The organism is Amycolatopsis thermoflava N1165 (genome assembly GCF_000473265.1).
Taxonomy (GTDB): Bacteria; Actinomycetota; Actinomycetes; order Mycobacteriales; family Pseudonocardiaceae; genus Amycolatopsis_E; species Amycolatopsis_E thermoflava.
Window position 1 is genome coordinate 3,885,991 of record NZ_KI421511.1, and the last position, 21,527, is coordinate 3,907,517.

The window sequence follows — 21,527 nt, forward strand, 5'->3', positions numbered from 1 at the left end:
CCATGCGCCGCAGCATGTTCGTCCTCCTGGTCGCCGCCTGCACGTTGCTCGCCTCGACGCTCACCGCGTCCGCGCAACCCCGCTACCGGCACTACGTCGCGCTCGGCGACTCCTACACGGCGGGCCCACTGATCCCGCTGCAGCGCGTGGACCCCGTCGGCTGCCTCCGCTCGACCGGGAACTACCCGTCGCTGCTGGCGATCGCCTTGCGGGTCGGCGCGTTCACCGACGTCTCGTGCAGCGGCGCGGACACCCACGACATGGTCGCCCCGCAGGACGTGGTCCTCGGCCCGAACCCACCGCAACTGGACGCCCTGCGCCCGGACACCGACCTGGTCACGCTCGGCATCGGCGGCAACGACTACGGCGTTTTCGGCACGATCATCGGCACCTGCCCGGGCCTGCGCGCCTCCGATCCCACCGGCAACCCCTGCGAGCGCCACTTCACCGTCGACGGCGTCGACACCATCAAGGCCCGGCTGCCGCAGACGCAGGCGAACGTCACCGCCGTGCTCGGCGAGATTCACGACCGCGCGCCGGAGGCCGAGGTGCTGGTGATCGGCTACCCGCGCATCGCGCCGCCGTCGGGCACCTGCCCGGACGTGCTGCCCTTCGCCGACGGCGACTACCCGTGGCTCAACAGCGTGGAGGAAGAACTCAACGCGGCGTTGGAAAAGGCGGTCGCGGACGACGGCGACGCGTCCTATGTGGACACTTTCGGGCCGTCACTGGGCCACGACGCGTGCGCCCCGCCGGGGCAGGCGTGGATCAACGGCAAGGACCTCAAGCCGTGGGCCGCGAACTACCACCCGTTCTTCACCGGGATGCAGGGCGTCGCCGCGGTGACGTACGCGCAACTACGCGATTGACCGCTCGAACCCGAGGTGGTTCGGCAGCTGCCAGGTCATCGACACCGTGGTGCCCTCGTCGGTCGCCATGACCTCGACGTGCCCGGCGAGCCCGCGGATGAGCCGGAGCCCGCGGCCGTCGGACATCGAGCGCCCCGGCGGCGGTGTCTTCCAGCGGCCGCGGTCGATGACGGTGACGGCGATCAGGTCGTGGTCCCGGCTCGCGTGCAGTTCGACCGGGCCGTCCGTGCCCTCCGGGTAGGCGTGGGTCACCGAGTTCGTCAGCGCCTCGTAGCCGGCGAGACCGATCGCGTGCGCGAGGTGACCCGGGAGGTCGAGGTCCTGCGCCCAGCGCACGAGCTCGTACCGCAGCGCCGTGATGTCACGGGGCGAAGCGGGCCAGCGGCAGTGCAGGCTGGTCTCGGTGCACCCCGACGGCCTGGGAGTCCTGTCCATCGGTCTTCCCCACTCGAACACCTACAGGTTCGTCCATCTTCACACCTCCGAGTGAACCGCTGAAGGGTCCTTGTGCCCTTCCCTGGCAATTGCACTGATTTGCCGTTTCCAACGCCGACCGGTGGCGGAACCGTTCGCGTCGCACCCCCGTCACAGCTCCGGTTCGTGATCAACTGGGAGCGGTGACGTGTCGTACAAGGTGACGGGTGTTCTGGCGGCGGCCTGTGCGGTCGTGGTGCTCGCCGGATGTGGTTCCGACGGCGGGCGAGCGGCTGCGCCGCCCGTGTCCAGCAGCTCGGCGCCGTCCGCGCCGCGGGAACCGCTTCCGGCCGAGTTCGACGCCGCCCGCGGCTGGTCGATCAGCGCGGACCAGGACGTCGAGTTCGCGCACCCGACCGGCGCGCCGGAAGCCCGCCTCTTGCTGGTGCGGGCGAGCGGGCCGGACGGGGTGCACATGGTCGCGCACGACGCCGTCACCGGGGCGGTCCGGTGGCGCAGCGTGCCCGTGCCGGAACCGGAGGGCGACCTCGACTCCACCGTGTTCGTGACCAGCGACGGCGGGCGCGAGTACGCGGTGCTGGCCACCACCGGCACGGGCGAGGACAACGGCGTCGACAAGCCCGCGCGGAGCACGCACCTCTACGTGTACGGCACGGACTCGTCCGGCACGGCGGTCACGCCCGAACGGGACGTCAGTCTGCCCGTCAGGTCCGGCGACTACTGGGCGCAATCCGACGGCCGCGTGTTCCTGGAGAACGGCGACACGGTGACCGTGGTGCGCGTCGCGGACGGCAGCATGACCAGCTACCCGGAGGACGACGCCGGGCTGCGCCCGCCGAAGGAGTGCCCGCACGCCATCGGGTCGTGCGCCGACCGGATGGCCGTGGTCGCGGCGACCGCGAGCGGGCCGCTGGTGCAGGGCTTCCAGTCGTTCTGGGTGCCGGGCGCGTGGATCAGCGACGACGTCAAGCCGGCAGGCGCGAGCTCGAACGAGGGTTTCCGCAACGTCGAGGTCGTCGGTTCCCCCGACGGGCAGTCGGTCCTCGCCGGCTGGCCGACCGAGGACCCCACCGAGTGGTTGTGGGCGCTGCACGACGCCGCCACCGGACAGGTTCGCGGCTCCGTGAAGTGCGACCTCGACGGCGCGACCGCCCACGGTCCGTCCGGCCTCGAACCGGTGGTCTCCGGCCACTACCTGCTCGCCGGTCGCGTCGCGTTCGACCTGTCGACCGGGAAGGGCCGCTGCTTCGCCGAGACTTCGGACCGGCGCGCGATCGAGCTGACGGCGATCGGCGGCGACACCGCCTACGGCACCGCGGGCAGCGACGACACGCCGGTGAGCGTGTCCCTGAGCACCGGCAAGGCGACGCCGCTGCCCGACGGCACCAAGGTCCCGGACGGCGTCGCGGCCGGCTCAGCGTACCTGGGCACGGCCACCAACGGCGGCGAGCGCATCCTCGTCTACCCGCCCGCCTAGAGTGAGCCGATGACCAGGGGTGATCTGGGGCCGCCCAGCCTGAACGCGGACGAGAAGACGACGCTCGTGACCTTCCTCGATTACCTGCGGGAATCGATCATCGCGAAGGCAGACGGCTTGCCGGACGAGGCAGCGCGCACCGCCGGGGTCCCGTCCGGCACGAGCCTGCTGCGGCTCGTGAAGCACCTGATCGCGGTCGAGCACAACTGGTTCGTGTGGGCCTACGCGGGCGAAGAGGTCGAGCTGTGGGACGACGAAGCGTTCCCCGGGCCCGCGGACACGGCCGAAACGCTGTTCGCCGAGTACCGCGCGATGGTCGAACGCTGCGACGCGATCATCGCCGCCTGCCCGGATCTGGACCGCCCGGGCGCCCGATCGCTGCGGAAGACCGAGCCGCCGTCGATGCGCTGGCTGCTCGTGCACATGATCGAGGAGACCGCGCGGCACGCCGGGCACGCCGACATCCTGCGCGAACAGGCCGACGGCTCCGTCGGCCGGTGACGGCTCCGGGACGCGCGCCTCGGTGAGTGTCCTGCAGGCGCGGTACGGCGGCTCCGCCCTGCGCGACCGCGGCCCCATCCCGAGTGGGGCGCGGCCGACTACGTGCGGGCCGTCCGGCGGCAGGTTCCCGCGGAGTTCGACGCCGGATTGGCGGTTGGCCACCTCGCCTGGATCGGAGCTACGGTGCCGGACTCCACCCTCCGGTTGCCGAAATCCCCGACAGCATCACCTGAACCCAAGACCGGACGGCGCCGGGACGGGCGCGAGGCCCGTCCCGAACCGCGTGCTCAGGCCGTGGGCAGCGAACCCAGGCGCGCGGTGAGCCGCTCGATGTCGGCTGCCGCCGCGTCCCGGCGCACCTTGATCTTCTCGACCACGTCGGCGGGCGCCTTGTCCAGGAACGCCTGGTTGCCGAGCTTGCCCTCGGTCTGCTTGAGCTCCTTCTGCGCCGCGGCCAGGTCCTTCTCCAGCCGCTTGCGCTCGGCCGCCACGTCGACCGCGCCGGACAGGTCCAGCTCGACGTGCACGTTCCCGCTGGACAGGCTCACCTCGACCGAGGCGGACGCCGTGAAACCGTCCTCCGGGGCGGTCAGCCGCGCCAGCGCACGCACCGCTTCCTCGTGCGCGGACACGTCGGCGAAGCCCGCGCCGTTGACGCGCGCCGCCACGCGCTGGCCCGGCTTGAGGCCCTGGTCCGACCGGAACCGGCGGATCTCGGTGATCAGCTTCTGCACGTCGGCGATGCGGGCGTCGGCCGCCGCGTCGGCGTAGGAGGCGTCCGCCTTCGGCCAGTCGGCGATGACGACCGACTCGCCGCCGGTCAGCGCCCGCCACAGCTTCTCGGTGATGAACGGGATCACCGGGTGCAGCAGCCGCAACACCGTGTCGAACACGTGCCCCAGCACCGCGCGCGTGCTGTCGGCCCGCTCACCGGCGATCTGGACCTTCGCCAGCTCCAGGTACCAGTCGCACAGCTCGTCCCAGGTGAAGTGGTAGAGCCGGTCGACGGCCTTGGCGAACTGGAAGTCCTCCAGCAGCTCGTCCACTTCGGACACTGTGCTCGCGAGGCGGCCGAGGATCCAGCGGTCGGCCTCGGTCAGCTCCGCGGCGGGCGGCAGCGGCGTCGCCACGGTGGCGCCGTTCATCAACGCGAACTTGGTGGCGTTCCACAGCTTCGTGCAGAAGTTGCGCGACCCGGCGGCCCACTCCTCGGCCAGCGCCATGTCCGAACCGGGGTTCGCGCCGCGGGCCAGCGTGAACCGGGTGGCGTCCGCGCCGTAGCTGTCCATCCAGTCCAGCGGGTCGATGACGTTGCCGCGCGACTTCGACATCTTCTTGCCCTGCGCGTCGCGGATCAGGCCGTGCAGGTAGACGTGGTCGAACGGCTGGACGTCGCCGCCGCCGTACAGGCCGAACATCATCATCCGGGCGACCCAGAAGAACAGGATGTCGTAGCCGGTGGACAGGACGCTGGTCGGGTAGAACTTCGCCAGGTCCGGCGTCTCCTCCGGCCAGCCGAGCGTCGACAGCGGCCACAGGCCCGAGGAGAACCAGGTGTCCAGGACGTCCGGGTCCTGCGTCCAGCCCTCGCCGGACGGCGGCTGCTCGTCCGGCCCGACGCACACCGTCTCGCCGTTCGGCCCGTACCAGACCGGGATGCGGTGGCCCCACCACAACTGGCGCGAGATCGTCCAGTCGTGCATGTTGTCGACCCAGTCGAAGTAGCGCTTCTCCAGCTCCGGCGGGTGGATCTTGGTGCGGCCGTCGCGGACCGCGTCGCCGGCCGCGCGGGCCAGCGGCTCGACCTTGACCCACCACTGCAGCGACAGCCGCGGCTCGACGACCGTGTCGCACCGCGAGCAGTGCCCGACGGCGTGCAGGTACGGGCGCTTCTCCGCGACGATCCGGCCCTGCTCGCGCAGCGCCGCGACGATCGCAGGGCGCGCCTCGAACCTGTCGAGCCCCTGGAACGGGCCGGGCACGGTGATCGTGGCGCGCTCGTCCATGATCGTCGGCATCGGCAGGTCGTGGCGGCGGCCGATCTCGAAGTCGTTCGGGTCGTGCGCCGGGGTGACCTTGACGGCGCCGGTGCCGAACTCGGGGTCGACGTGCTCGTCGGCGATGACCGGGATGCGGCGGCCGGTCAGCGGCAGCTCGACCTCGGTGCCGACCAGGTGCTTGTACCGCTCGTCGTCCGGGTGGACGGCGACCGCGGTGTCACCCAGCATCGTCTCGGCGCGGGTGGTGGCCACGACGATCGAGTTTTCGCCGTCGCCGTAACGGATCGAGACGAGCTCGCCCTCGTCCTCGGAGTGCTCGACCTCGATGTCCGACAGCGCGGTGAGGCACCGTGGGCACCAGTTGATGATGCGCTCGGCGCGGTAGATCAGGCCGTCGTCGTAGAGGCGCTTGAACATGGTCTGGACGGCGCGGGACAGGCCCTCGTCCATGGTGAAGCGCTCACGCGACCAGTCGACGCCGTCGCCGAGGCGGCGCATCTGGCCGAGGATCTTGCCGCCGTACTCGGCCTTCCAGTCCCAGACGCGCTCGACGAACTTCTCGCGGCCGAGGTCGTGGCGCGATTTGCCGGACTTGGCCAGCTCGCGTTCGACGACGTTCTGGGTCGCGATGCCGGCGTGGTCCATGCCCGGCAGCCAGAGGACCTCGTAGCCCTGCATGCGGCGGCGGCGCGTCATCACGTCCATCAGGGTGTGGTTGAGCGCGTGCCCCATGTGCAGGCTGCCGGTCACGTTCGGCGGCGGCAGCACGATGGTGAACGGAGGCTTGTCCGACCCGGCGTCGGCCGTGAAGTAGCCCGCGTCTACCCACCGCTGGTAGAGGGCGGCTTCTTCGTCGGCCGGGTTCCACGCGGCCGGGAGGGCGGGCTGCTGGTCAGGGGCGTTCTCCGTCACAACCGGTAAGTGTACGAACCTGCTAATCAGCGCCGCATCCGCATTGCCTCCGGGGCCGGTGACGATCTTCGGCCGGGGGCGGCGGGTCCGAAATGGACGGCTTCGCACACACCCCGGACGACGCGCGGCCGGCGCCCTGGCGGCCGAGAACGGCCCTGGTGACGGCAGTCACACCGACCCTCGCGCGGCCGGCTTCATGGTGCGCCGGGGCGCCCCTGATCGCACCGTTGTTTGCGGATCGGTCTCAGGACGCGCGCACCCCGTAACGATCTCCGCAGCCGGTCGATCAGAAGGCGAGATCGAACCGGAAGGCAGGTCCGAAGTGGACGACTACGACATCGCGGAGCACCCGGATCTGCGGGACCCCGACTGGCAGCGGCACGCGGTGAAGCAGGCGCGGGCCGGTGTGCGCCGCCAGCGCCGGACGGGCAAGCGGCTCGCCTGGACCGGCGTGACGCTGGTCGTCGTGGCCGGGGCGGTGTTCGGGCTCGTCCAGTGGGGCCGCTCGACGTCCGCCCACTACGACGGCAGCGCGCCCCCACCAGCCGAGATGCGCCCGACCGCGCCGAGCGTGCTGCCCGACATCGCGCGCGTGAACCTGGAGCGCCCGTTCGACGGCACCCCAGCCGAAACCTGGGGCGAGTCGGTGGACGGGCTGCTGGCCCCGCCGCCCGGCCCGGTCGGCGGGTTCTCCGCCGGCGAGGTCGCGGCGGCCGTCGGCCAGGTGCGGGAGGTCATCCGCGCGGGCAGGCTCGACCGGCGCACCATCGAGGGTCGCGACGGATCGCTGCTGCTGAACCTGCTGGCCCCGAACGCCCGGCGGGAGTTCGCCAAGGCCATCAACGACCGCACGGAGGACTTCCGGTCCGTGGTCAGCTTCGCCGAAGACGGCTACCGGCTGCTCCCGGCAGGCCCGCGGATCACGGGCACCATCACCGCGGCCCCGGGAGACGAAGCGAACAGGCTGGCCCTGCACGCGGATTACTCGGTCGCCTACGCGTTCGACCCTGGCAGCTACGCGCCGATCATGAGCCCCGCCGACATCGACGTGTTCATCCGCTACGAGGTGGACTTCGAACTGGTTCGGGGTTCCTCCTTCCAGAAGAACGACCGCGGTCTGTGGGTGACGACGACCAGGGGGATCGTCTACTCGATGGCCTGCGAGCCGGCCAAGCGGGGCTACCTCGCACCGGCCTACAGCGAGCCCGGTCCCGTCACGCAGGACACCTCGGGCTTCGACGAGGCGGCGATGTACGACGTGACCAAGCCGATGCCGGAGTTCACCGGCGGCTGCGAGTAGTCACTTCGACAGCTCAGACTCAACAGTCTAGACTGTCTATATGACCCGGGTCCCGAACGACGCGGCGCGCCTGGCCGGTGCGGTGCGCGCCGTCGTCGGGCAGTTGCACCGCCGGTTGCGCCAGGTGGACAACGCAGGCGTCCTGACGCCCTCGCAGTCGGCCGTGCTCGCGCGCCTGCACCGGGACGGCCCGGCCACCCAGGCGCAGCTCGCGGCGGCGGAGCACGTCCGGCAGCAGTCCATGGCGGCCACGCTGGGCGCGCTGGACGAGCTGGGCTACCTCAGCCGCACCCGCGACCCGCGCGACGGGCGGCGTGTGCTCGTCGCCCTGTCGGACCTGGGCGAGAAGACCGTGCGGGGCGTGCACCAGCACCGCGAGGAGTGGCTGGCGCGCGCCCTGACCGACGACCTCACCGCCGAGGAGCGCCGCAAGATCGACGAAGCGCTGCCCCTGCTCGCGAAGCTGGCGCAGCGATGAGGAAGTGGTGACCACGTCCCAGCGGACGACACAGCTCACGCGAACCGCCTACCCGCCGCGCATGGTCCTCCCCCTGGTGGCCAGCGCGGTGCTCAACCCCGTCAACTCCACCCTGATCGCCGTGGCGCTGGTGCCCATCGGCCAGGCGTTCGGCGCCGGACCGGGGGAAACCGCCTGGCTGATCACCTCGCTGTACCTGGCCACGGCAGTCGGGCAACCGGTCGTCGGGCTGTTCGTCGACCGGTTCGGCGCGCGGCGCGTGCTGCTGGCCGGCTCGGTGACCGTGTTCGCCGCCGGCGTCGGCGGCCTGCTCGCGTTCTCGCTGGGCTGGCTGGTCGCGGTTCGGGTCGTGCTCGGCATCGGCACCTGCGCCGGCTTCCCCGCCGCGATGGCGGTGCTGCGCAAGCGCGCCGACGCCACCGGCGGCGGCGTGCCGAGCCGCGTCCTGTCGGTCCTCGCGATGTCCTCGCAGACCGTCATGGTCATCGGCCCGACGCTGGGCGGCGCGCTGATCGGGCTGGCGGGCTGGCCGGCGATCTTCGCGGTGAACATCCCGCTCGCCGCGGTCGCGTTCGTGCTCGCGCTCGTCTGGGTGCCCAAGGACCCGCCGCGCGCCGGACGGCGGGAGCCGATCGACGTCGCCGGCATCGCCCTGTTCTCCGCGACCCTGCTCGCGGTGCTCCTCTACGTGATGGCGCCCGCGGTGTCCGACCTGTACCTGCTCGGCGTCGCGCTGGTGCTGGGCGCCCTGTTCGTCCGGGTCGAGCTGCACGCCGAACGCCCGTTCGTCGACCTGCGGATGCTGGCGGGCAACCGCCCGCTCCTGCGCACCTACCTGCGCCAGGCGCTGGCGTTCCTCATCGTCTACTCGATCATGTTCGGCTACGTCCAGTGGCTCGAATCCGCGCGCGGGCTCACCGAATCGACGGCGGGCGCGCTGCTGACCCCGATGTCGGTGGCCGCGGTGCTGGCCGCGGCGTCGGCGGGCAGGCCGGCGCGGCTCAAGGGGCGGCTGGTCGTCAACTCGCTGGCGCTGCTCGCCGGGTCGGTGCTGCTGCTGTTCGTGCACGACGGCACCTGGATCGGCGCGCTCGTGGTGCTCGCCGCGGTGTTCGGGCTCGGTCAGGGCCTGACCAGTGTGACCAACCAGACCGTCCTCTACGGCCAGGTGCCGCCGGACGTGATGGGCACCGCGAGCGGCCTGTTCCGCACGGCGCAGTACCTCGGCGCGATCGGGTCGTCGACGCTGATCGCGCTGTGCTTCGGCGACCACGCCACCTCGCACGGCCTGCACGAACTGGCCGCGGCACTCATCGTGATCGGCGCCGTGCTGTTCACGGTCACGGTGACCGACCGGAAACTCGGTACTCGCGCGAAGGCAAGCGCTGACGCAAGATAGTGGACGTGACACGCAACGCTCCTCGCGCCGACATCGACGAAGCCGCCCTCGAAGTGCACAAGCCCAAGGAGTGGGCGGCGGGCATCCCGGGAGTGGCGGTGTCGCTCCTGCGTGGTGTCGAGCAGATGGGCGCCGGCCGCACGGTGAAGACCCTCCGCCTGCTCAACCAGCGCGACGGTTTCGACTGCCCCGGCTGCGCCTGGCCCGAACCGCGCGCGGAGGACGGTGAGCACCGCAAGCTCGCCGAGTTCTGCGAGAACGGTGCGAAGGCGGTCGCCGAGGAGGCCACGAAGCGGCGCGTCGGACGGGAGTTCTTCGCCCAGCACCCGGTCGAGGAGCTGCACGGCCGCACCGACTACTGGCTCGGGCAGCAGGGCAGGCTCACCGAGCCGGTGGTGCTGCGCGAGGGCGGCACGCACTACGAGCCGATCGGCTGGGACGAGGCGTTCCGGCTGATCGCGGGCAAGCTCAAGGAGCTGGACAGCCCGGACGAGGCGATCTTCTACACCTCCGGCCGCACCAGCAACGAGGCCGCGTTCCTGTACCAGCTGCTGGTGCGCTCGTTCGGCACGAACAACCTGCCGGACTGCAGCAACATGTGCCACGAGTCCTCCGGCGCGGCGCTGTCGGAGGCCTACGGCATCGGCAAGGGCTCGGTCAGCCTCGCCGACATCCACCACGCCGACCTGATCGTCGTCGTCGGCCAGAACCCGGGCACCAACCACCCGCGCATGCTGTCCGCGCTGGAAGAGGCCAAGGGCCGCGGCGCGAAGGTGATCGCGGTGAACCCGCTGCCGGAAGCCGGGCTGATGCGGTTCAAGAACCCGCAGAACCCGCGCGGCGTGGTCGGCAAGGGCACGCCGCTGGCCGACGAGTTCGCGCAGATCCGCCTGGGTGGCGACCTCGCGTTGTTCCAGGCGGTCGGGCACCTGCTGCTGTCCTGGGAGGAGGCGGCGCCGGGCACGATCGTCGATCGCGAGTTCGTCGAGTCCTCGACGCACGGCTTCGACGACTGGGCCAAGAACCTGCGCGAGATCGACTGGTCGGCGATCGACGAGGCCACCGGGCTGGACCGCGACCAGATCGAGCGGATGGCGCGGATGATCGCGGCGTCCGAGCGCACCGTCTACTGCTGGGCGATGGGTGTCACGCAGCACCGGCACGCGGTCGCGACGATCCAGGAGATCAGCAACCTGGCGTTCGCGCGCGGCATGATCGGCAAACCGGGCGCGGGCCTGTGCCCGGTGCGCGGGCACTCCAACGTGCAGGGCGACCGCACGATGGGTGTCTGGGAGAAGATGCCCGAGTCGTTCCTGAGCAGGCTGGAGGACGAGTTCGGCATCCCGGTGCCGCGCAAGCACGGGCTGGACACCGTGGACTCGATCCGCGCGATGCGCGACGGCCGCGGCAAGGTGTTCATCGGCATGGGCGGCAACTTCGCCGCCGCCACCCCGGATTCCGGGCTGACGGAGCGAGCGCTGCGGTCGTGCGAGCTGACCGTGCACGTGTCGACGAAGCTGAACCGGTCGCACGTCGTGCCCGGCCGGACCGCGCTGATCCTGCCCACGCTGGGCCGCACCGAGCGGGACACGCAGGCCGCGGGCGAGCAGTTCGTCACGGTCGAGGACTCGATGTCGTGCGTGCACGTTTCGCGCGGGCGGCTGAAGCCGGCGAGCGAGCACCTGCTGTCCGAGGTGGCCATCATCTGCCGGCTCGCGACCGAGCTGTTCGGCGCGGACCACGCCGTGCCGTGGCGGGACTTCGAGGGGAACTACGACCTGATCCGGGACCGGATCGCGCAGGTCGTGCCGGGTTGCGAGGACTACAACGCGAAGGTGCGGCAGCCGGACGGGTTCGTCCTGCCGCACCCGCCGCGCGACTCGCGGTCGTTCCGCACCTCGACGGGCAAGGCGAACTTCACGACCAGCGAGCTGGAGTTCCCGCGCGTGCCGGCGGGCCGGCTGCTGCTGCAGACGCTGCGCAGCCACGACCAGTACAACACGACGATCTACGGCCTGTCCGACCGCTACCGCGGCATCGAGGACGCGCGCCGGGTCGTGCTGGTCAACGCCGCCGACCTGGCGGAGCTGGGCTTCGCCGACGGCCAGCTGGTCGATCTCGTGTCGGAGTGGGAGGACGGCAGCGAGCGGCGGGCGGAGCACTTCCGGGTGGTGGCGTACCCGACGGCCCGCGGGTGCGCGGCGGCCTACTTCCCGGAGGCCAACGCGCTGGTCCCGCTGGACTCGGTGGCGAAGAAGTCCAACACGCCGGTCTCGAAGGCGATCGTGCTCCGCCTGGAGCCCGCGTCCTAGAGGACGGTGTTGCCGTACATCTCGCCGAGCGGGTCGGCGATGAGCTCGATGCGGGCGCCGTCGGGGTCGCGGAAGTAGACCGAGACGTCGCTGTGCACCGCGTGCTTGACGCCGGCCTCGGCGAGCTTGGCGACCAGCCGCTGCCACCGCTCGGGGTCGACCGAGATGGCGATGTGGTGCAGCCCGCCGAGCACCTCGGCGTACGGGCCCACGTCCAGGCCCGGGAAGTCGAAGAACGCCAGCAGGTTCCCGTTGCCGATGTCGAAGAAGAAGTGCGACGACCCGGGGTAGTCGCGGTTCTCGATCAGCTCGGTGAGCGGGAACTCCAGGACGTCCTGGTAGAAGCGAACGGTTCGCTCGACGTCGCTGCTGATCAGCGCCGTGTGGTGGAGGCCGCGGGCGGACGACGCGGGCCGCTCCCCCGCGGGCTTGAGGTGGGCGTCCCGGATGCGGTCGCGCTCCCGGCGGACCGCGTCGAGGTCGACGGAGGTCATGGCTGGCGTTCCTTTCTCCTGGCGGAGGTGGTGTGCCCGGCTTACCCGCCGGGCACCACCGGCATCCGCGTCAGGCGGCCTTGATCGCGGAGACCTCGAACTCCAGGGTGACCTTGTCGCTCACCAGGACGCCGCCGGTCTCCAGCGCCGCGTTCCAGGTGACGCCGAAGTCCTTGCGGTTGATGGTGGTCGAGCCCTCGAAGCCGATCCGGGTGTTGCCGAACGGGTCCTGGGCGGTGCCCTCGAACTCGAACGGGACCGTGACGGACTTCGTGATGCCCTTGATCGTCAGGTCGCCGGTGACGTCGAAGCTCGCGTCGCCGGTCTGCCGGATCGAGGTGGAGACGAAGGTGATCTCCGGGTGCTCGTCCATCGACAGGAAGTCGTTGCTGCGCAGGTGGGCATCGCGGTCGGCGTTGCGGGTGTCGATGCTGTTCGCCTTGATGGCGACCGTCACCGACGACTTGGCCGGGTCGTCACCGTCGATGTGGGCGGTGCCGGTGAACTCGTTGAACGCGCCACGCACCTTGGTGACCATCGCGTGGCGGGCGACGAAGCCGATCCGGGTGTGGGTCGGGTCCAGGGTGTACTCGCCGGTCAGGTTCGCGTAGCCGGTCTGGGTGGTCATTGCGGGTTCCTCCCGTGAAGGTCTGGTTGATGTGTCATCGACACAGTGACACAACTTGGATGACGCGTCAACTATTCCCGCTATACTCAATGGCATGACCCGATGGCTCGATGACGGTGAACAGCAGGCGTGGCGCGCGTACGTGAAGATGCAGAGCCACCTCAACGCCGCGCTGGGCCGCCGGATGCAGGCGGACTCCCAGCTGTCGCTGCCCGACTTCGAGGTGCTGGTCCAGCTCACGGACACGCCGGAGGGCCGGGTGCGGGTCTTCGAGCTGGCCAGGGCGCTGGACTGGGAGAAGAGCAGGCTGTCGCACCACCTGCGGCGCATGCAGAAGCGCGGCCTGGTGGCGCGCGAGGAGTGCCCGGACGACGCGCGCGGCGCGTTCATCGTGCTGACCCGCGAGGGCCGGGAGGCGATCGAGCAGGCCGCGCCGCACCACGTGGACACGGTGCGCGAGCTGGTGTTCGACGTGCTCACGCGCGAACAGGTGGACGCCCTCCGGGCGATCTCCGAGCAGATCCTGCGGGTGGTCCGCCCGGAGGACTGTCCTCAGGACCGCAGGTAGGAGGCGCCGTTGAGGTCGAGGATGGCGCCGGAGGCCCACTCGGCCTCGGCGGAGGCGAGGTAGACCACCGCGGCGGCGATCTCCGGCGGCTCCGCGACCCGGCCGAACGGGGCCTGGGCCCGCAACGCGTCGCCCCGCTCACCGGTCAGCCAGTCCGCGACCCGCTCGGTCGCGATGAACCCGGGCGCGACCGTGCTCACCGCGATGCCGTGCGGCGCGAGGTGCACGGCGAGCGACTGGCCCAGTGAGTGCAGGGCCGCCTTCGTCGCGCCGTACGCGGGGTGGTCCGGCTCGCCCCGGAAGGCGCCGCGCGAGCCGACGTTGACCACGCGTCCGCGCGCGCCGCGGCCGATCATGTGCCGGGCGACGCAGAACGTGACGTCGGCCGCGCCGAGGAGGTTCACCTCGACCGACTGCCGCCAGACCTCCCGCCAGTGCTCGAAGGTCGTCTCGGCGAGCGGGTGCGCGGTCTCGGTGGTGGTCACCACGGCGGCGTTGTTGACCAGGACGTCGACCCCGCCGAGCGCGTCTTCGGCGGCGTCGGCGATGCGCTGGGCCTCCCGGATGTCGCCCTGCACCAGGGCGTGCCCGTCGCCGGGCAGCGCCGCCAGGGTGGCTTCCGCCGCGGCCTGGTTGGAGTTGTAGTGCACCGCGACACGGTCGCCGCGCTCGGCGAAGGCCGTGGCGATCGCGCGGCCGAGGCCCGCCGACGCTCCGGTGACGAGGACGCCGCGGCTCACTTGGCGAACAGCTGGGACTCGTCGCGGAAAGCCTTGAACTCCAGCGCGTTGCCCGCCGGGTCGTGCAGGAACATGGTCCACTGCTCCCCCGGCTCGCCCGCGAATCGCTGGTAGGGCTCGATGACGAACTGCGTGCCCGCGTCCTTGAGGCGGCCGGCGAGCTCGTGGAAGGCGTCGACGGTCAGGACCAGGCCGAAGTGCGGCACCGGGACGTCGTGGCCGTCGACCGGGTTGCGGCCCGCCTCGTTGCGCGCGCCCTCGACGACGTGGGTGACGACCTGGTGGCCGTGGAAGTTCCAGTCCACCCACTTGGTGTCGGAGCGGCCTTCGGACAGCCCGAGCACCCCGCCGTAGAACTCCCGGGCGCGGCCGAGGTCGTCGACCGGGATCGCGAGGTGGAACGCGGGGCGGGTCATGGTGCCTCCTTCATCGTCGGTGGCTCCAGCTTGACCCGGACTATGTCGGAATGTCAACATTAGGACATGCAACCCGCCCGGCGGCGTGGTCTGGCCGAGGAGGCCGCCGACCGCATCCGCGACGAGATCCTGTCCGGCCGGTTCGCGCCTGGCAGCGCACTGCGCGAGGTCGAGCTGGCCGCGTCACTGCAGGTCAGCCGCGGGTCTGTACGCGAGGGGCTGGCGATCCTGGAGCGCGAGGGGCTGGTGCACAGCGAGTGGCACCGGGGCACGCGGATCATCGAGCTGAGCGAGACCGACATCACCGAGGTCTACGAGGTGCGCGCGGCGCTGGACCGGCTGGCGACGCTGACCGCGGCCGAGCGGGGCCGGGAAGGGCAGTTCGACGAGCTCGACCGGCTGGTGGCGGCGATGGACCGGGAGGCACGCGGCCCGGCGGACGGCGACCGGCTGGTGGCGCTGGACATCGAGTTCCACGACTGCGTGTACGCGATGGCGGCCAACGGCAGGCTGACCAACGCGTGGGAGGCCGTGCGGTCGCAAGTGCACCTGTTCCAGGCCCACCGGGTGCGGCTCTCGCACGAGCACTACCGCACGCGCGTGGTGGACGAGCACCGCGAGCTGGCGACACTGCTGCGCGCGCGGCGGGTCGAGGGGCTGGGCGACCTGGCGGAGGAACACGTGCGCTCCGCGAGCCGGGGGTTGATCGAGAGCCTGCGCGAACTGCATCGCTGACGGGCCCTGGGCCAGGCACGCGCAGCTGCCAACGCCCTGCAACCACTGGGAAGGTCGCGCCAGCCTCGCCGGCGCCCCACCGAGCGCTAGTGCGAACCGACTCGCCGCGAGGGCCAGGCGTGCGCGACCAGCCGGGTCTCATCCAGGGCCTGCGCGGGCTGCACCGCTGAGGAGTCCGGGCCAGGGTCGCCGGCGCCTCAGCGAGAGCTTGCCCGAACCGGCCCGCTGAGGACCTCGACCAGGCTCGCGTACCGGGCGCGTTCCTCGTCCGTCAAGGCACTGAACCGCTCCCCCACCAGTTCCGCGAACCGCTGCCTGATCTGTTCGCGCAGCTCCTCGCCCGCGGGGGTCAGCACGACGCGACTGACGCGCCGGTCCTTCTCGTCGGGCTCCCGCGCGAGCAGGCCGCGCTTCTCGAGTCGGTCGACCATCCCGGTCACGTTCGTCTTGTCGCACCCCAGCAGCGTCGCCAGCTCGCCGAACGACGGGCGCCGCGCCAGGCCGCACAGCACCTGGGTCTGCTGGCTGGTCAGGTCGAAGTCGCGGGCGATTCCCGCGTAGAGCACCGCCGCTTCGCGGTGCAGCGCGGCGACCGCCGCGGCCAAGCCCTCCATGCCCCCAGCATAGTTGACATGCTCCACCAATTAGTCGAGTATCTCGACTATCGATCATCTGGAGGAATAGTGCTGACGGACAGGGTGGCCCTCGTGACGGGCGGATCGCGGGGCATCGGGCGGGGCATCGCCGAGCGGCTGGGCACGGAAGGCGCCCGGGTGGTGGTGAACTACCGCACCGACGCGGACGCGGCGGCCAAGGTGGTCGCCACCATCGACAACGCGGGCGGGCAGGCCGTGGCCGTCCAGGCCGACGTCGCGGACCCGGCGCAGGTCGTGGCGCTGTTCGACGCCGTCGAGTCGGCCTTCGGCGGCCTCGACATCCTGGTCGGCAACGCGGGGATCGCCCGGTTCGCCCCGCTCGCCGAGGCGAGCGACGAGGACTTCGAACGGGTCTTCGCCACGAACACCCGCTCGACGTTCGTCGCCCTGCGCGAGGCCGCGAAGAGGCTGCGGGACGGCGGCCGGATCATCGTGATCTCCAGCGGCGCCACGGTCACCGCACGCCCGAACGGCGGCGTGTACGCGGCCAGCAAGGCGGCTGCCGAGCAGCTCGTGCGCGCCGCGGCCAAGGAACTCGGGCCGCGCGGGATCACCGCCAACAGCGTGCTGCCCGGCGCGACCCGCAGCGACGCGCTGGAAGCCGGGATGGACGCCGAACGCCTAGCGGCGACCACGGCCCAGACGCCGCTGGGGCGCCTCGGCGAGCCGTCGGACATCGCGTCGATCGTGGCGTTCCTCGCCTCCGCCGACGGCGGCTGGATCACCGGGCAGACGATCCACGCCGGCGGCGGGCTGTTCTAGCCGCCGAACAGCTTGACGACCTTGAGGATCAGTTCGTAGAGGCCGTAGAGAAACGGCACGCCCACCCACAGCCAGGCCAGCGTCATCAACCAGACCCGGCGGCGCGCGGGGACCTGCTCCGGCGTGCTCATTTCGCCTCCTCGCGCGCGACGTCCGCGCTCTCCGGTTCGTGGTACTTCGCGCTCACCGGGCGCACCAGCTCGTTGGCGATGAAGCCGATCACCAGCAGCGCGATCATGATGTAGAACGACGTGGTGTAGAGGTCCGGGCCCTGCTTGCCCGCCCGCTTCTGGCTGTCGGCGATCGCGTTGACGATCAGCGGGCCGAGCACACCGGCGGCCGACCACGCGGTGAGCAGGCGGCCGTGGATCGCGCCGACCTGGTAGGTGCCGAACATGTCCTTCAGGTAGGCCGGGATCGTGGCGAAACCCGCGCCGTAGAAGGACAGGATCACCATCGCCGCGAGGATGAAGACCACTTTGGACGAGTTCCCGACGAGCGCGATCACCAGGTACAGCAGGGCGCCGACGCCGAGGTACATGCGGTAGATGTTCTTCCGGCCGATGAAGTCCGAAGTGGACGACCAGACGAACCGGCCGAGCATGTTGGTCAGCGACAGCAGCGCGACGAAACCGGCGGCCGCGGTCGCGCCGACCGGGACCGACGTGCCGCGGAAGAAGTCGGTGATCATCGGCGACGCCTTCTCCAGGATGCCGATGCCCGCGGTGACGTTGAAGCACAGCACGACCCACAGGCACCAGAACTGGGGCGTCTTGATGGCGTTGGCGGCCGACACGTTCGCCGTGGTGATCATCGACCGGGCCTTCGCGGCCGTCGGCTCCCAGCCCTTGGGCTTCCAGCCCTCCGCGGGCACCCGCACCAGGAACACCCCGAGCGACATGAACACCGCGTAGACGACGCCGTGGATCAGGAACGAGGTGCCGATGCCGCTGGGCGTCGACCCGAACGACTCGAGCATCTGGCTCGACCACGGCGAGGCGATCAGCGCCCCGCCGCCGAAGCCCATGATCGCGATGCCGGTGGCCATGCCCGGCCGGTCCGGGAACCACTTGATGAGCGTCGACACCGGCGAGATGTAGCCGATGCCGAGCCCGACGCCGCCGATGAGGCCGTAGCCGAGCACCACCAGCCAGTACTGGGAGGTGAACGCGCCGAGCGCGGACACCAGGAACCCGGTGGAGAAGCAGGTCATCGACACGAACATCGCCCAGCGCGGCCCGTTGCGCTCGACCAGCGTGCCGCCGAAGGCCGCGGAGAGCCCGAGCATGACGATGCCGAGCTGGAACGGCAGCGCGCTCAGCGTCCCGGACAGGCCCAGCGCCTTCTCCAGCGGCGGTTTGAACACGCTCCACGCGTACGCCTGACCGATCGCGAGGTGCACCGACAGGGCCGCGGGCGGGATCAGCCACCGGCTCCAGTCCGGGGGCGCGATGCTGTGCGAACGGTCGAGGAAAGTGACGGCCACGGCGGGCTCCCCTACGCTGGTGATTGAGCCTGCAATTTCTTACTAGATGCGCGACGGCACGGCAAGCTCTTGTCGTCGATGAGTGGAATGGAGTGCCCGATGGGGCGCGTGACGGTGCGACGTCCGGTGCGGAAGCTGACCGAGGGCGGGCAGACGCGGCGCGCCGACCTGCTGGCGGCCGAGGAGCCGCTGGAGCTGCGGGTCGGCGGCAAGGCCCTGGCCGTCACCATGCGCACTCCCGGGCACGACGTCGAGCTGGCGCACGGCTTCCTGCTGTCCGAGGGTGTCATCGCCTCGCGGGACGACGTGTTCACGGCCCGGTACTGCGACGGCGTCGACGACCAGGGGCGCAACACCTACAACGTCCTGGACCTCGCCCTGGCCGAGGGCGTCGCGCCGCCGGAGACGGGTGTGGAGCGCAACTTCTACACGACGTCCTCGTGCGGGGTGTGCGGCAAGGCGGCGCTGGACGCGGTGAAGCTCAAGACCCGCTTCGCGCCCGGGGAGTCGACTTTCGCCGTGAGCACGGAGGTGCTCGCGGGGCTGCCGGAAACGCTGCGCAAGCAGCAGCGCGTGTTCGCCAGCACCGGCGGCCTGCACGCGGCCGGGTTGTTCCGGGCGGACGGGTCGCTGCTGGCCGTGCGGGAGGACGTGGGCAGGCACAACGCGGTCGACAAGGTGCTGGGCTGGGCGCTGCTGGAGGGCCGGGTCCCGTTGTCGGACTGCGGGCTGCTGGTGTCCGGGCGGGCGTCGTTCGAGCTGGTGCAGAAGGCCGCGATGGCCGGGGTCCCGTTCCTCGCGGCGGTGTCCGCGCCGTCGTCGCTTGCGGTGGAGCTGGCCGAGGAGAACGGCATGACGCTGGTCGGGTTCCTGCGCGGCACCAGCATGAACCTCTACACCGGCGACCAGCGCGTACTGGAGCCGGCCGCGGTGTGAGCGCTCAGATCCGGGGCATGACCTCGGCGGCCAGGCGTTCCATCTGCTCGGCCTGGTCGGCGAACGGGGTGAACAGGATCAGCTCGGCGCCCGCGGCGGCGACCTCCTGCACCCCGGCCACGCACTCGTCGGGTGTGCCTGCCACCGCGACCGCCTCGAGGCCGCGTTTGCCGTAGATCTCGGCGAGACCGTCGGCGACGCGGCGGCGGGCGGCGTCCCCGTCGTCGTCCACCGCGATGTACACGCGCTTGGCGACCTGGAAGTCCTCGCGCCCGGCTTCGGCCAGCACCTCGCGCAGCGTCTTGACCTGCTCGGCGAAGGCCGCGGTGGTCGAGGAACCGGCGCCGAAGAACCCGTCGCCGTGCTTCACCGCCCGCTTGAGGGCGTTCGGGTGGCTGCCGCCGAACCACAGCGGCGGGCCGGGCTTCTGGAACGGCTTCGGCTGCATCGAGGCGCCCTCGAGCTGCCAGAAGCGGCCGTCGAAGTCGACCACGTCCTCGGTCCACAGCGCCTTGACCAGGCGGATCCCCTCGGTGAACCGGGCGACGTGCGCCTCGCCGTCGAGGCCGAACGCGGCGAACGGCCGGTTGCGGCCGCCGCTGCCGACGCCGACCTCCAGGCGGCCGCGGCTGAGCTGGTCGAGCGTGGCGAGGCTCTTGGCCAGGTGCGCCGGGATGTGCAGCGGGGTGACGTACACGGCGCAGCCGAGGCGCAAGCGCTCGGTGCAGGCGAACGCGTAGGCCATGGTCTCGTTCGCCGAAAGGTGCGGGGCCGTGCCGAGGACCTGCTCCTGGGTCCAGCCGCTCTCGAAGCCGAGCTCCTCGGCGCGCCGCACGTACGAGCGGAAGGCGGCGGGGTCGAACGTTCCGTCGGCCACGAACTGGGGAATCGAGATCGCGAACCGCATGGGCACGACATTAGTCCTGTCGGTGTATCGGTTGCGGAACTTCCCACGACATGGGTTACGGGACTGATGTTCAATGGCGCCGGGAGGCCAGGTGGACGAGGACGAAGCGACTGAACCGCGCGGGCGGCCCAGCCGCCGCTCGGTGCTGATCGCCGGCGCTTCGGGCCTGGGTATCGCCGCGGTCGCCGCGGGGACGGCGACCGGGGTGCTGCCGGTGAGCGAGGCGTTGCAGCGGGCGCTGGGTGTGGCGTCGTCGTCGCCCGCGTCGCAGATCGGGGTCGCGAAGGTCGAGCGGGTGTGGTCGCGGTACCGGAACCGGATGGTCGACCTGGTCATCCTGCTGCCGTCGAAGTCGCCGCCGCGGAACCTGCCGGTGTCGCTGCTGCTGCACGGCCTGCACGGGCGGGCGCGGACGGCGGCCCCGACCGGGACGCTCGCCGAGCTGGCCAGCCAGGTCGCCCGCAAGCGGGTCCAGCCGTACGGCTTCGTCGCGGTCGACGGCGGCGACAACTACTGGCATGAAAACGTGCCCGGCGACGATCCGATGGGCATGCTGCTGGAGGAGGTGCCGCAGTGGCTGCGGGAACGCGGCCTCGGCGGCGTGGACGGGATGCCGTTCGCCTGCACCGGCATGTCGATGGGCGGTTTCGGTGCCCTGCTGTACGCCCGCCGCCGGGCGGAGCGCCGCCAGCCGGTGGGTGCGCTGGCCCTGCTGGCGCCGGCGCTCATCCTGTCGTGGACGGAGATGGCGAAGCGGCACACCTTCCGTGACGAAGCCGACTGGGCGTCGATGGACCCGCTACGCCACCTCGAGGCGACGGCGGGCATCCCAACCGCCCTGTGGTGCGGCACGGAAGACGCGTTCATCCACGGCGCCCGACGCTTCATCGCGGCCGTGAAGCCCGAAATCGGGTATACGGCGCGAGGCAAGCACGGCGACTCGTTCAACCGGACGGTGGTGCCGAGCATGGTGAGCTTCCTAGGCCGCCACCGCCCAAGCGCGTAGCGCCAGTTGTTTGAAGAACAAAGGTAGCTGGGTGGTCATCCCGTCGCCTGACACCGGCGCCATCACCTTGAGCCAGGGCCGCAACCCGGGCTCTCTCCGGCGGCCGACCATGCCAACCTTGCGGCCCTGGCTCAAGGTGATATGCACAAACCGGAAGGCGACGGGATGACCACCCAGCGACCACCCACCCGAGGTGAGACGACAACGGTCCCCTGGTCATCCCGGAGCCTGCCCGTCCGGCGAGGACTCTTTTGATCTTTAAAGCCGCGCTGACGCGCGGAAAGCGCCTCACGGCGCTCGAAAGGTCACCTTACGACCACCCCCGCCCCCGATGCCTGATTGTGTTTCAGTCGCCGAGCAGGCGTGTCAAGGCGGGAAAGCGTACCTTGACACGCCTGGTCGGCGACTAAAGATCGGCTGTGGATCGGGGGCGGGGGAGGTCTGGTTCGATGGTCGGTGTTGTTGCGTTGCCGGCTTGCGTTTTCGGGTGGTGCTGAGTCATTTCGGGTG

Annotated in this window: 22 protein-coding genes; 12 read left to right on the forward strand and 10 right to left on the reverse strand. The window is 71.1% G+C overall.

Annotated features, from left to right (window positions below):
* Window positions 1–2: 2 nt before the first annotated feature.
* Complete coding sequence (locus tag AMYTH_RS0119145; protein WP_027931674.1) at window positions 3–869, forward strand: SGNH/GDSL hydrolase family protein; 867 nt, start codon at window positions 3–5, stop codon at window positions 867–869.
* Here AMYTH_RS0119145 and AMYTH_RS0119150 read toward each other — a convergent pair.
* On the reverse strand, window positions 858–1,304 hold the full coding sequence (locus tag AMYTH_RS0119150) for an ATP-binding protein (protein WP_027931675.1): 447 nt from the start codon (window positions 1,302–1,304) through the stop codon (window positions 858–860). The genes AMYTH_RS0119145 and AMYTH_RS0119150 overlap by 12 nt on opposite strands.
* A gap of 187 nt (window positions 1,305–1,491) precedes the next feature.
* On the opposite strand from AMYTH_RS0119150, the gene AMYTH_RS0119155 reads away from it, so the two are divergent.
* Together AMYTH_RS0119155 and AMYTH_RS0119160 are read left to right on the forward strand one after the other, a co-directional pair.
* On the forward strand, window positions 1,492–2,781 hold the full coding sequence (locus tag AMYTH_RS0119155; protein WP_027931676.1) for a hypothetical protein: 1,290 nt from the start codon (window positions 1,492–1,494) through the stop codon (window positions 2,779–2,781).
* A 9-nt stretch (window positions 2,782–2,790) separates the two neighbouring features.
* The gene (locus AMYTH_RS0119160; RefSeq protein ID WP_027931677.1) at window positions 2,791–3,282 is read left to right on the forward strand and encodes a DinB family protein; all 492 of its coding nucleotides are present in this window, start codon (window positions 2,791–2,793) and stop codon (window positions 3,280–3,282) included.
* A 287-nt stretch (window positions 3,283–3,569) separates the two neighbouring features.
* Here the strand turns inward: AMYTH_RS0119160 and AMYTH_RS0119165 are convergent, their stop codons facing one another.
* Window positions 3,570–6,194: a valine--tRNA ligase gene (locus AMYTH_RS0119165; protein ID WP_027931678.1), complete on the reverse strand. Its 2,625-nt coding sequence runs from the start codon at window positions 6,192–6,194 to the stop codon at window positions 3,570–3,572.
* Between the two features lie 322 nt (window positions 6,195–6,516).
* Between AMYTH_RS0119165 and AMYTH_RS0119170 the strand changes: the two genes are divergently transcribed.
* The 4 genes from AMYTH_RS0119170 to AMYTH_RS0119185 all read left to right on the forward strand — a co-directional run bounded on the left by AMYTH_RS0119170 (window position 6,517) and on the right by AMYTH_RS0119185 (window position 11,683).
* Window positions 6,517–7,494 carry a hypothetical protein gene (locus AMYTH_RS0119170; protein WP_027931679.1) on the forward strand — a complete coding sequence of 326 codons (978 nt, stop codon included), beginning with the start codon at window positions 6,517–6,519 and terminating at the stop codon, window positions 7,492–7,494.
* A 40-nt stretch (window positions 7,495–7,534) separates the two neighbouring features.
* Window positions 7,535–7,972 carry a MarR family winged helix-turn-helix transcriptional regulator gene (locus AMYTH_RS0119175; RefSeq protein ID WP_020420772.1) on the forward strand — a complete coding sequence of 146 codons (438 nt, stop codon included), beginning with the start codon at window positions 7,535–7,537 and terminating at the stop codon, window positions 7,970–7,972.
* Window positions 7,973–8,033: 61 nt separating this feature from the next.
* The gene (locus tag AMYTH_RS0119180) at window positions 8,034–9,371 is read left to right on the forward strand and encodes an MFS transporter (RefSeq protein WP_157360630.1); all 1,338 of its coding nucleotides are present in this window, start codon (window positions 8,034–8,036) and stop codon (window positions 9,369–9,371) included.
* Window positions 9,372–9,376: 5 nt separating this feature from the next.
* Window positions 9,377–11,683 (forward strand): FdhF/YdeP family oxidoreductase, encoded by a 2,307-nt coding sequence (locus AMYTH_RS0119185; RefSeq protein WP_027931681.1) that lies wholly within the window; start codon window positions 9,377–9,379, stop codon window positions 11,681–11,683.
* Here AMYTH_RS0119185 and AMYTH_RS0119190 read toward each other — a convergent pair.
* Together AMYTH_RS0119190 and AMYTH_RS0119195 are read right to left on the reverse strand one after the other, a co-directional pair.
* Window positions 11,680–12,177 (reverse strand): VOC family protein, encoded by a 498-nt coding sequence (locus tag AMYTH_RS0119190; protein WP_027931682.1) that lies wholly within the window; start codon window positions 12,175–12,177, stop codon window positions 11,680–11,682. The genes AMYTH_RS0119185 and AMYTH_RS0119190 overlap by 4 nt on opposite strands.
* 70 nt (window positions 12,178–12,247) lie before the next feature.
* A complete protein-coding gene (locus tag AMYTH_RS0119195; RefSeq protein WP_027931683.1) occupies window positions 12,248–12,805 on the reverse strand; it encodes a YceI family protein in 558 nt (185 codons plus the stop codon).
* Between the two features lie 94 nt (window positions 12,806–12,899).
* Between AMYTH_RS0119195 and AMYTH_RS0119200 the strand changes: the two genes are divergently transcribed.
* Window positions 12,900–13,373: a MarR family winged helix-turn-helix transcriptional regulator gene (locus tag AMYTH_RS0119200; RefSeq protein WP_017987699.1), complete on the forward strand. Its 474-nt coding sequence runs from the start codon at window positions 12,900–12,902 to the stop codon at window positions 13,371–13,373.
* On the opposite strand, the gene AMYTH_RS0119205 is transcribed toward AMYTH_RS0119200, so the two are convergent.
* Together AMYTH_RS0119205 and AMYTH_RS0119210 are read right to left on the reverse strand one after the other, a co-directional pair.
* A complete protein-coding gene (locus AMYTH_RS0119205) occupies window positions 13,358–14,113 on the reverse strand; it encodes an SDR family NAD(P)-dependent oxidoreductase (RefSeq protein WP_027931684.1) in 756 nt (251 codons plus the stop codon). The two genes, AMYTH_RS0119200 and AMYTH_RS0119205, sit on opposite strands and share 16 nt — an antisense overlap.
* Window positions 14,110–14,529, reverse strand: coding sequence for a VOC family protein (locus AMYTH_RS0119210; protein WP_027931685.1), 420 nt, complete (start codon window positions 14,527–14,529; stop codon window positions 14,110–14,112). The genes AMYTH_RS0119205 and AMYTH_RS0119210 overlap by 4 nt, the downstream gene beginning before the upstream one ends.
* A 66-nt stretch (window positions 14,530–14,595) precedes the next feature.
* Here AMYTH_RS0119210 and AMYTH_RS0119215 point away from each other — a divergent pair, with 66 nt between their 5' ends.
* Window positions 14,596–15,264, forward strand: coding sequence for a GntR family transcriptional regulator (locus AMYTH_RS0119215; RefSeq protein ID WP_027931686.1), 669 nt, complete (start codon window positions 14,596–14,598; stop codon window positions 15,262–15,264).
* A 197-nt stretch (window positions 15,265–15,461) separates the two neighbouring features.
* Here the strand turns inward: AMYTH_RS0119215 and AMYTH_RS0119220 are convergent, their stop codons facing one another.
* The gene (locus tag AMYTH_RS0119220; RefSeq protein WP_027931687.1) at window positions 15,462–15,878 is read right to left on the reverse strand and encodes a MarR family winged helix-turn-helix transcriptional regulator; all 417 of its coding nucleotides are present in this window, start codon (window positions 15,876–15,878) and stop codon (window positions 15,462–15,464) included.
* Window positions 15,879–15,971: 93 nt separating this feature from the next.
* Here AMYTH_RS0119220 and AMYTH_RS0119225 point away from each other — a divergent pair, with 93 nt between their 5' ends.
* Window positions 15,972–16,682: an SDR family oxidoreductase gene (locus AMYTH_RS0119225; RefSeq protein ID WP_323807234.1), complete on the forward strand. Its 711-nt coding sequence runs from the start codon at window positions 15,972–15,974 to the stop codon at window positions 16,680–16,682.
* On the opposite strand, the gene AMYTH_RS50910 is transcribed toward AMYTH_RS0119225, so the two are convergent.
* Window positions 16,679–16,813, reverse strand: coding sequence for an MFS transporter small subunit (locus AMYTH_RS50910; RefSeq protein ID WP_017987694.1), 135 nt, complete (start codon window positions 16,811–16,813; stop codon window positions 16,679–16,681). The two genes, AMYTH_RS0119225 and AMYTH_RS50910, sit on opposite strands and share 4 nt — an antisense overlap.
* On the reverse strand, window positions 16,810–18,168 hold the full coding sequence (locus tag AMYTH_RS0119235) for an L-lactate MFS transporter (RefSeq protein ID WP_027931689.1): 1,359 nt from the start codon (window positions 18,166–18,168) through the stop codon (window positions 16,810–16,812). Before AMYTH_RS0119235 ends, AMYTH_RS50910 begins: the two co-directional genes overlap by 4 nt.
* Before the next feature lie 99 nt (window positions 18,169–18,267).
* On the opposite strand from AMYTH_RS0119235, the gene fdhD reads away from it, so the two are divergent.
* Window positions 18,268–19,104 (forward strand): formate dehydrogenase accessory sulfurtransferase FdhD, encoded by an 837-nt coding sequence (gene fdhD / locus AMYTH_RS0119240; protein WP_027931690.1) that lies wholly within the window; start codon window positions 18,268–18,270, stop codon window positions 19,102–19,104.
* A gap of 4 nt (window positions 19,105–19,108) precedes the next feature.
* Here the strand turns inward: fdhD and AMYTH_RS0119245 are convergent, their stop codons facing one another.
* Window positions 19,109–20,011 (reverse strand): LLM class flavin-dependent oxidoreductase, encoded by a 903-nt coding sequence (locus AMYTH_RS0119245; RefSeq protein ID WP_027931691.1) that lies wholly within the window; start codon window positions 20,009–20,011, stop codon window positions 19,109–19,111.
* Between the two features lie 73 nt (window positions 20,012–20,084).
* On the opposite strand from AMYTH_RS0119245, the gene AMYTH_RS0119250 reads away from it, so the two are divergent.
* The gene (locus AMYTH_RS0119250; RefSeq protein ID WP_027931692.1) at window positions 20,085–21,017 is read left to right on the forward strand and encodes an alpha/beta hydrolase; all 933 of its coding nucleotides are present in this window, start codon (window positions 20,085–20,087) and stop codon (window positions 21,015–21,017) included.
* Window positions 21,018–21,527: the final 510 nt, after the last annotated feature.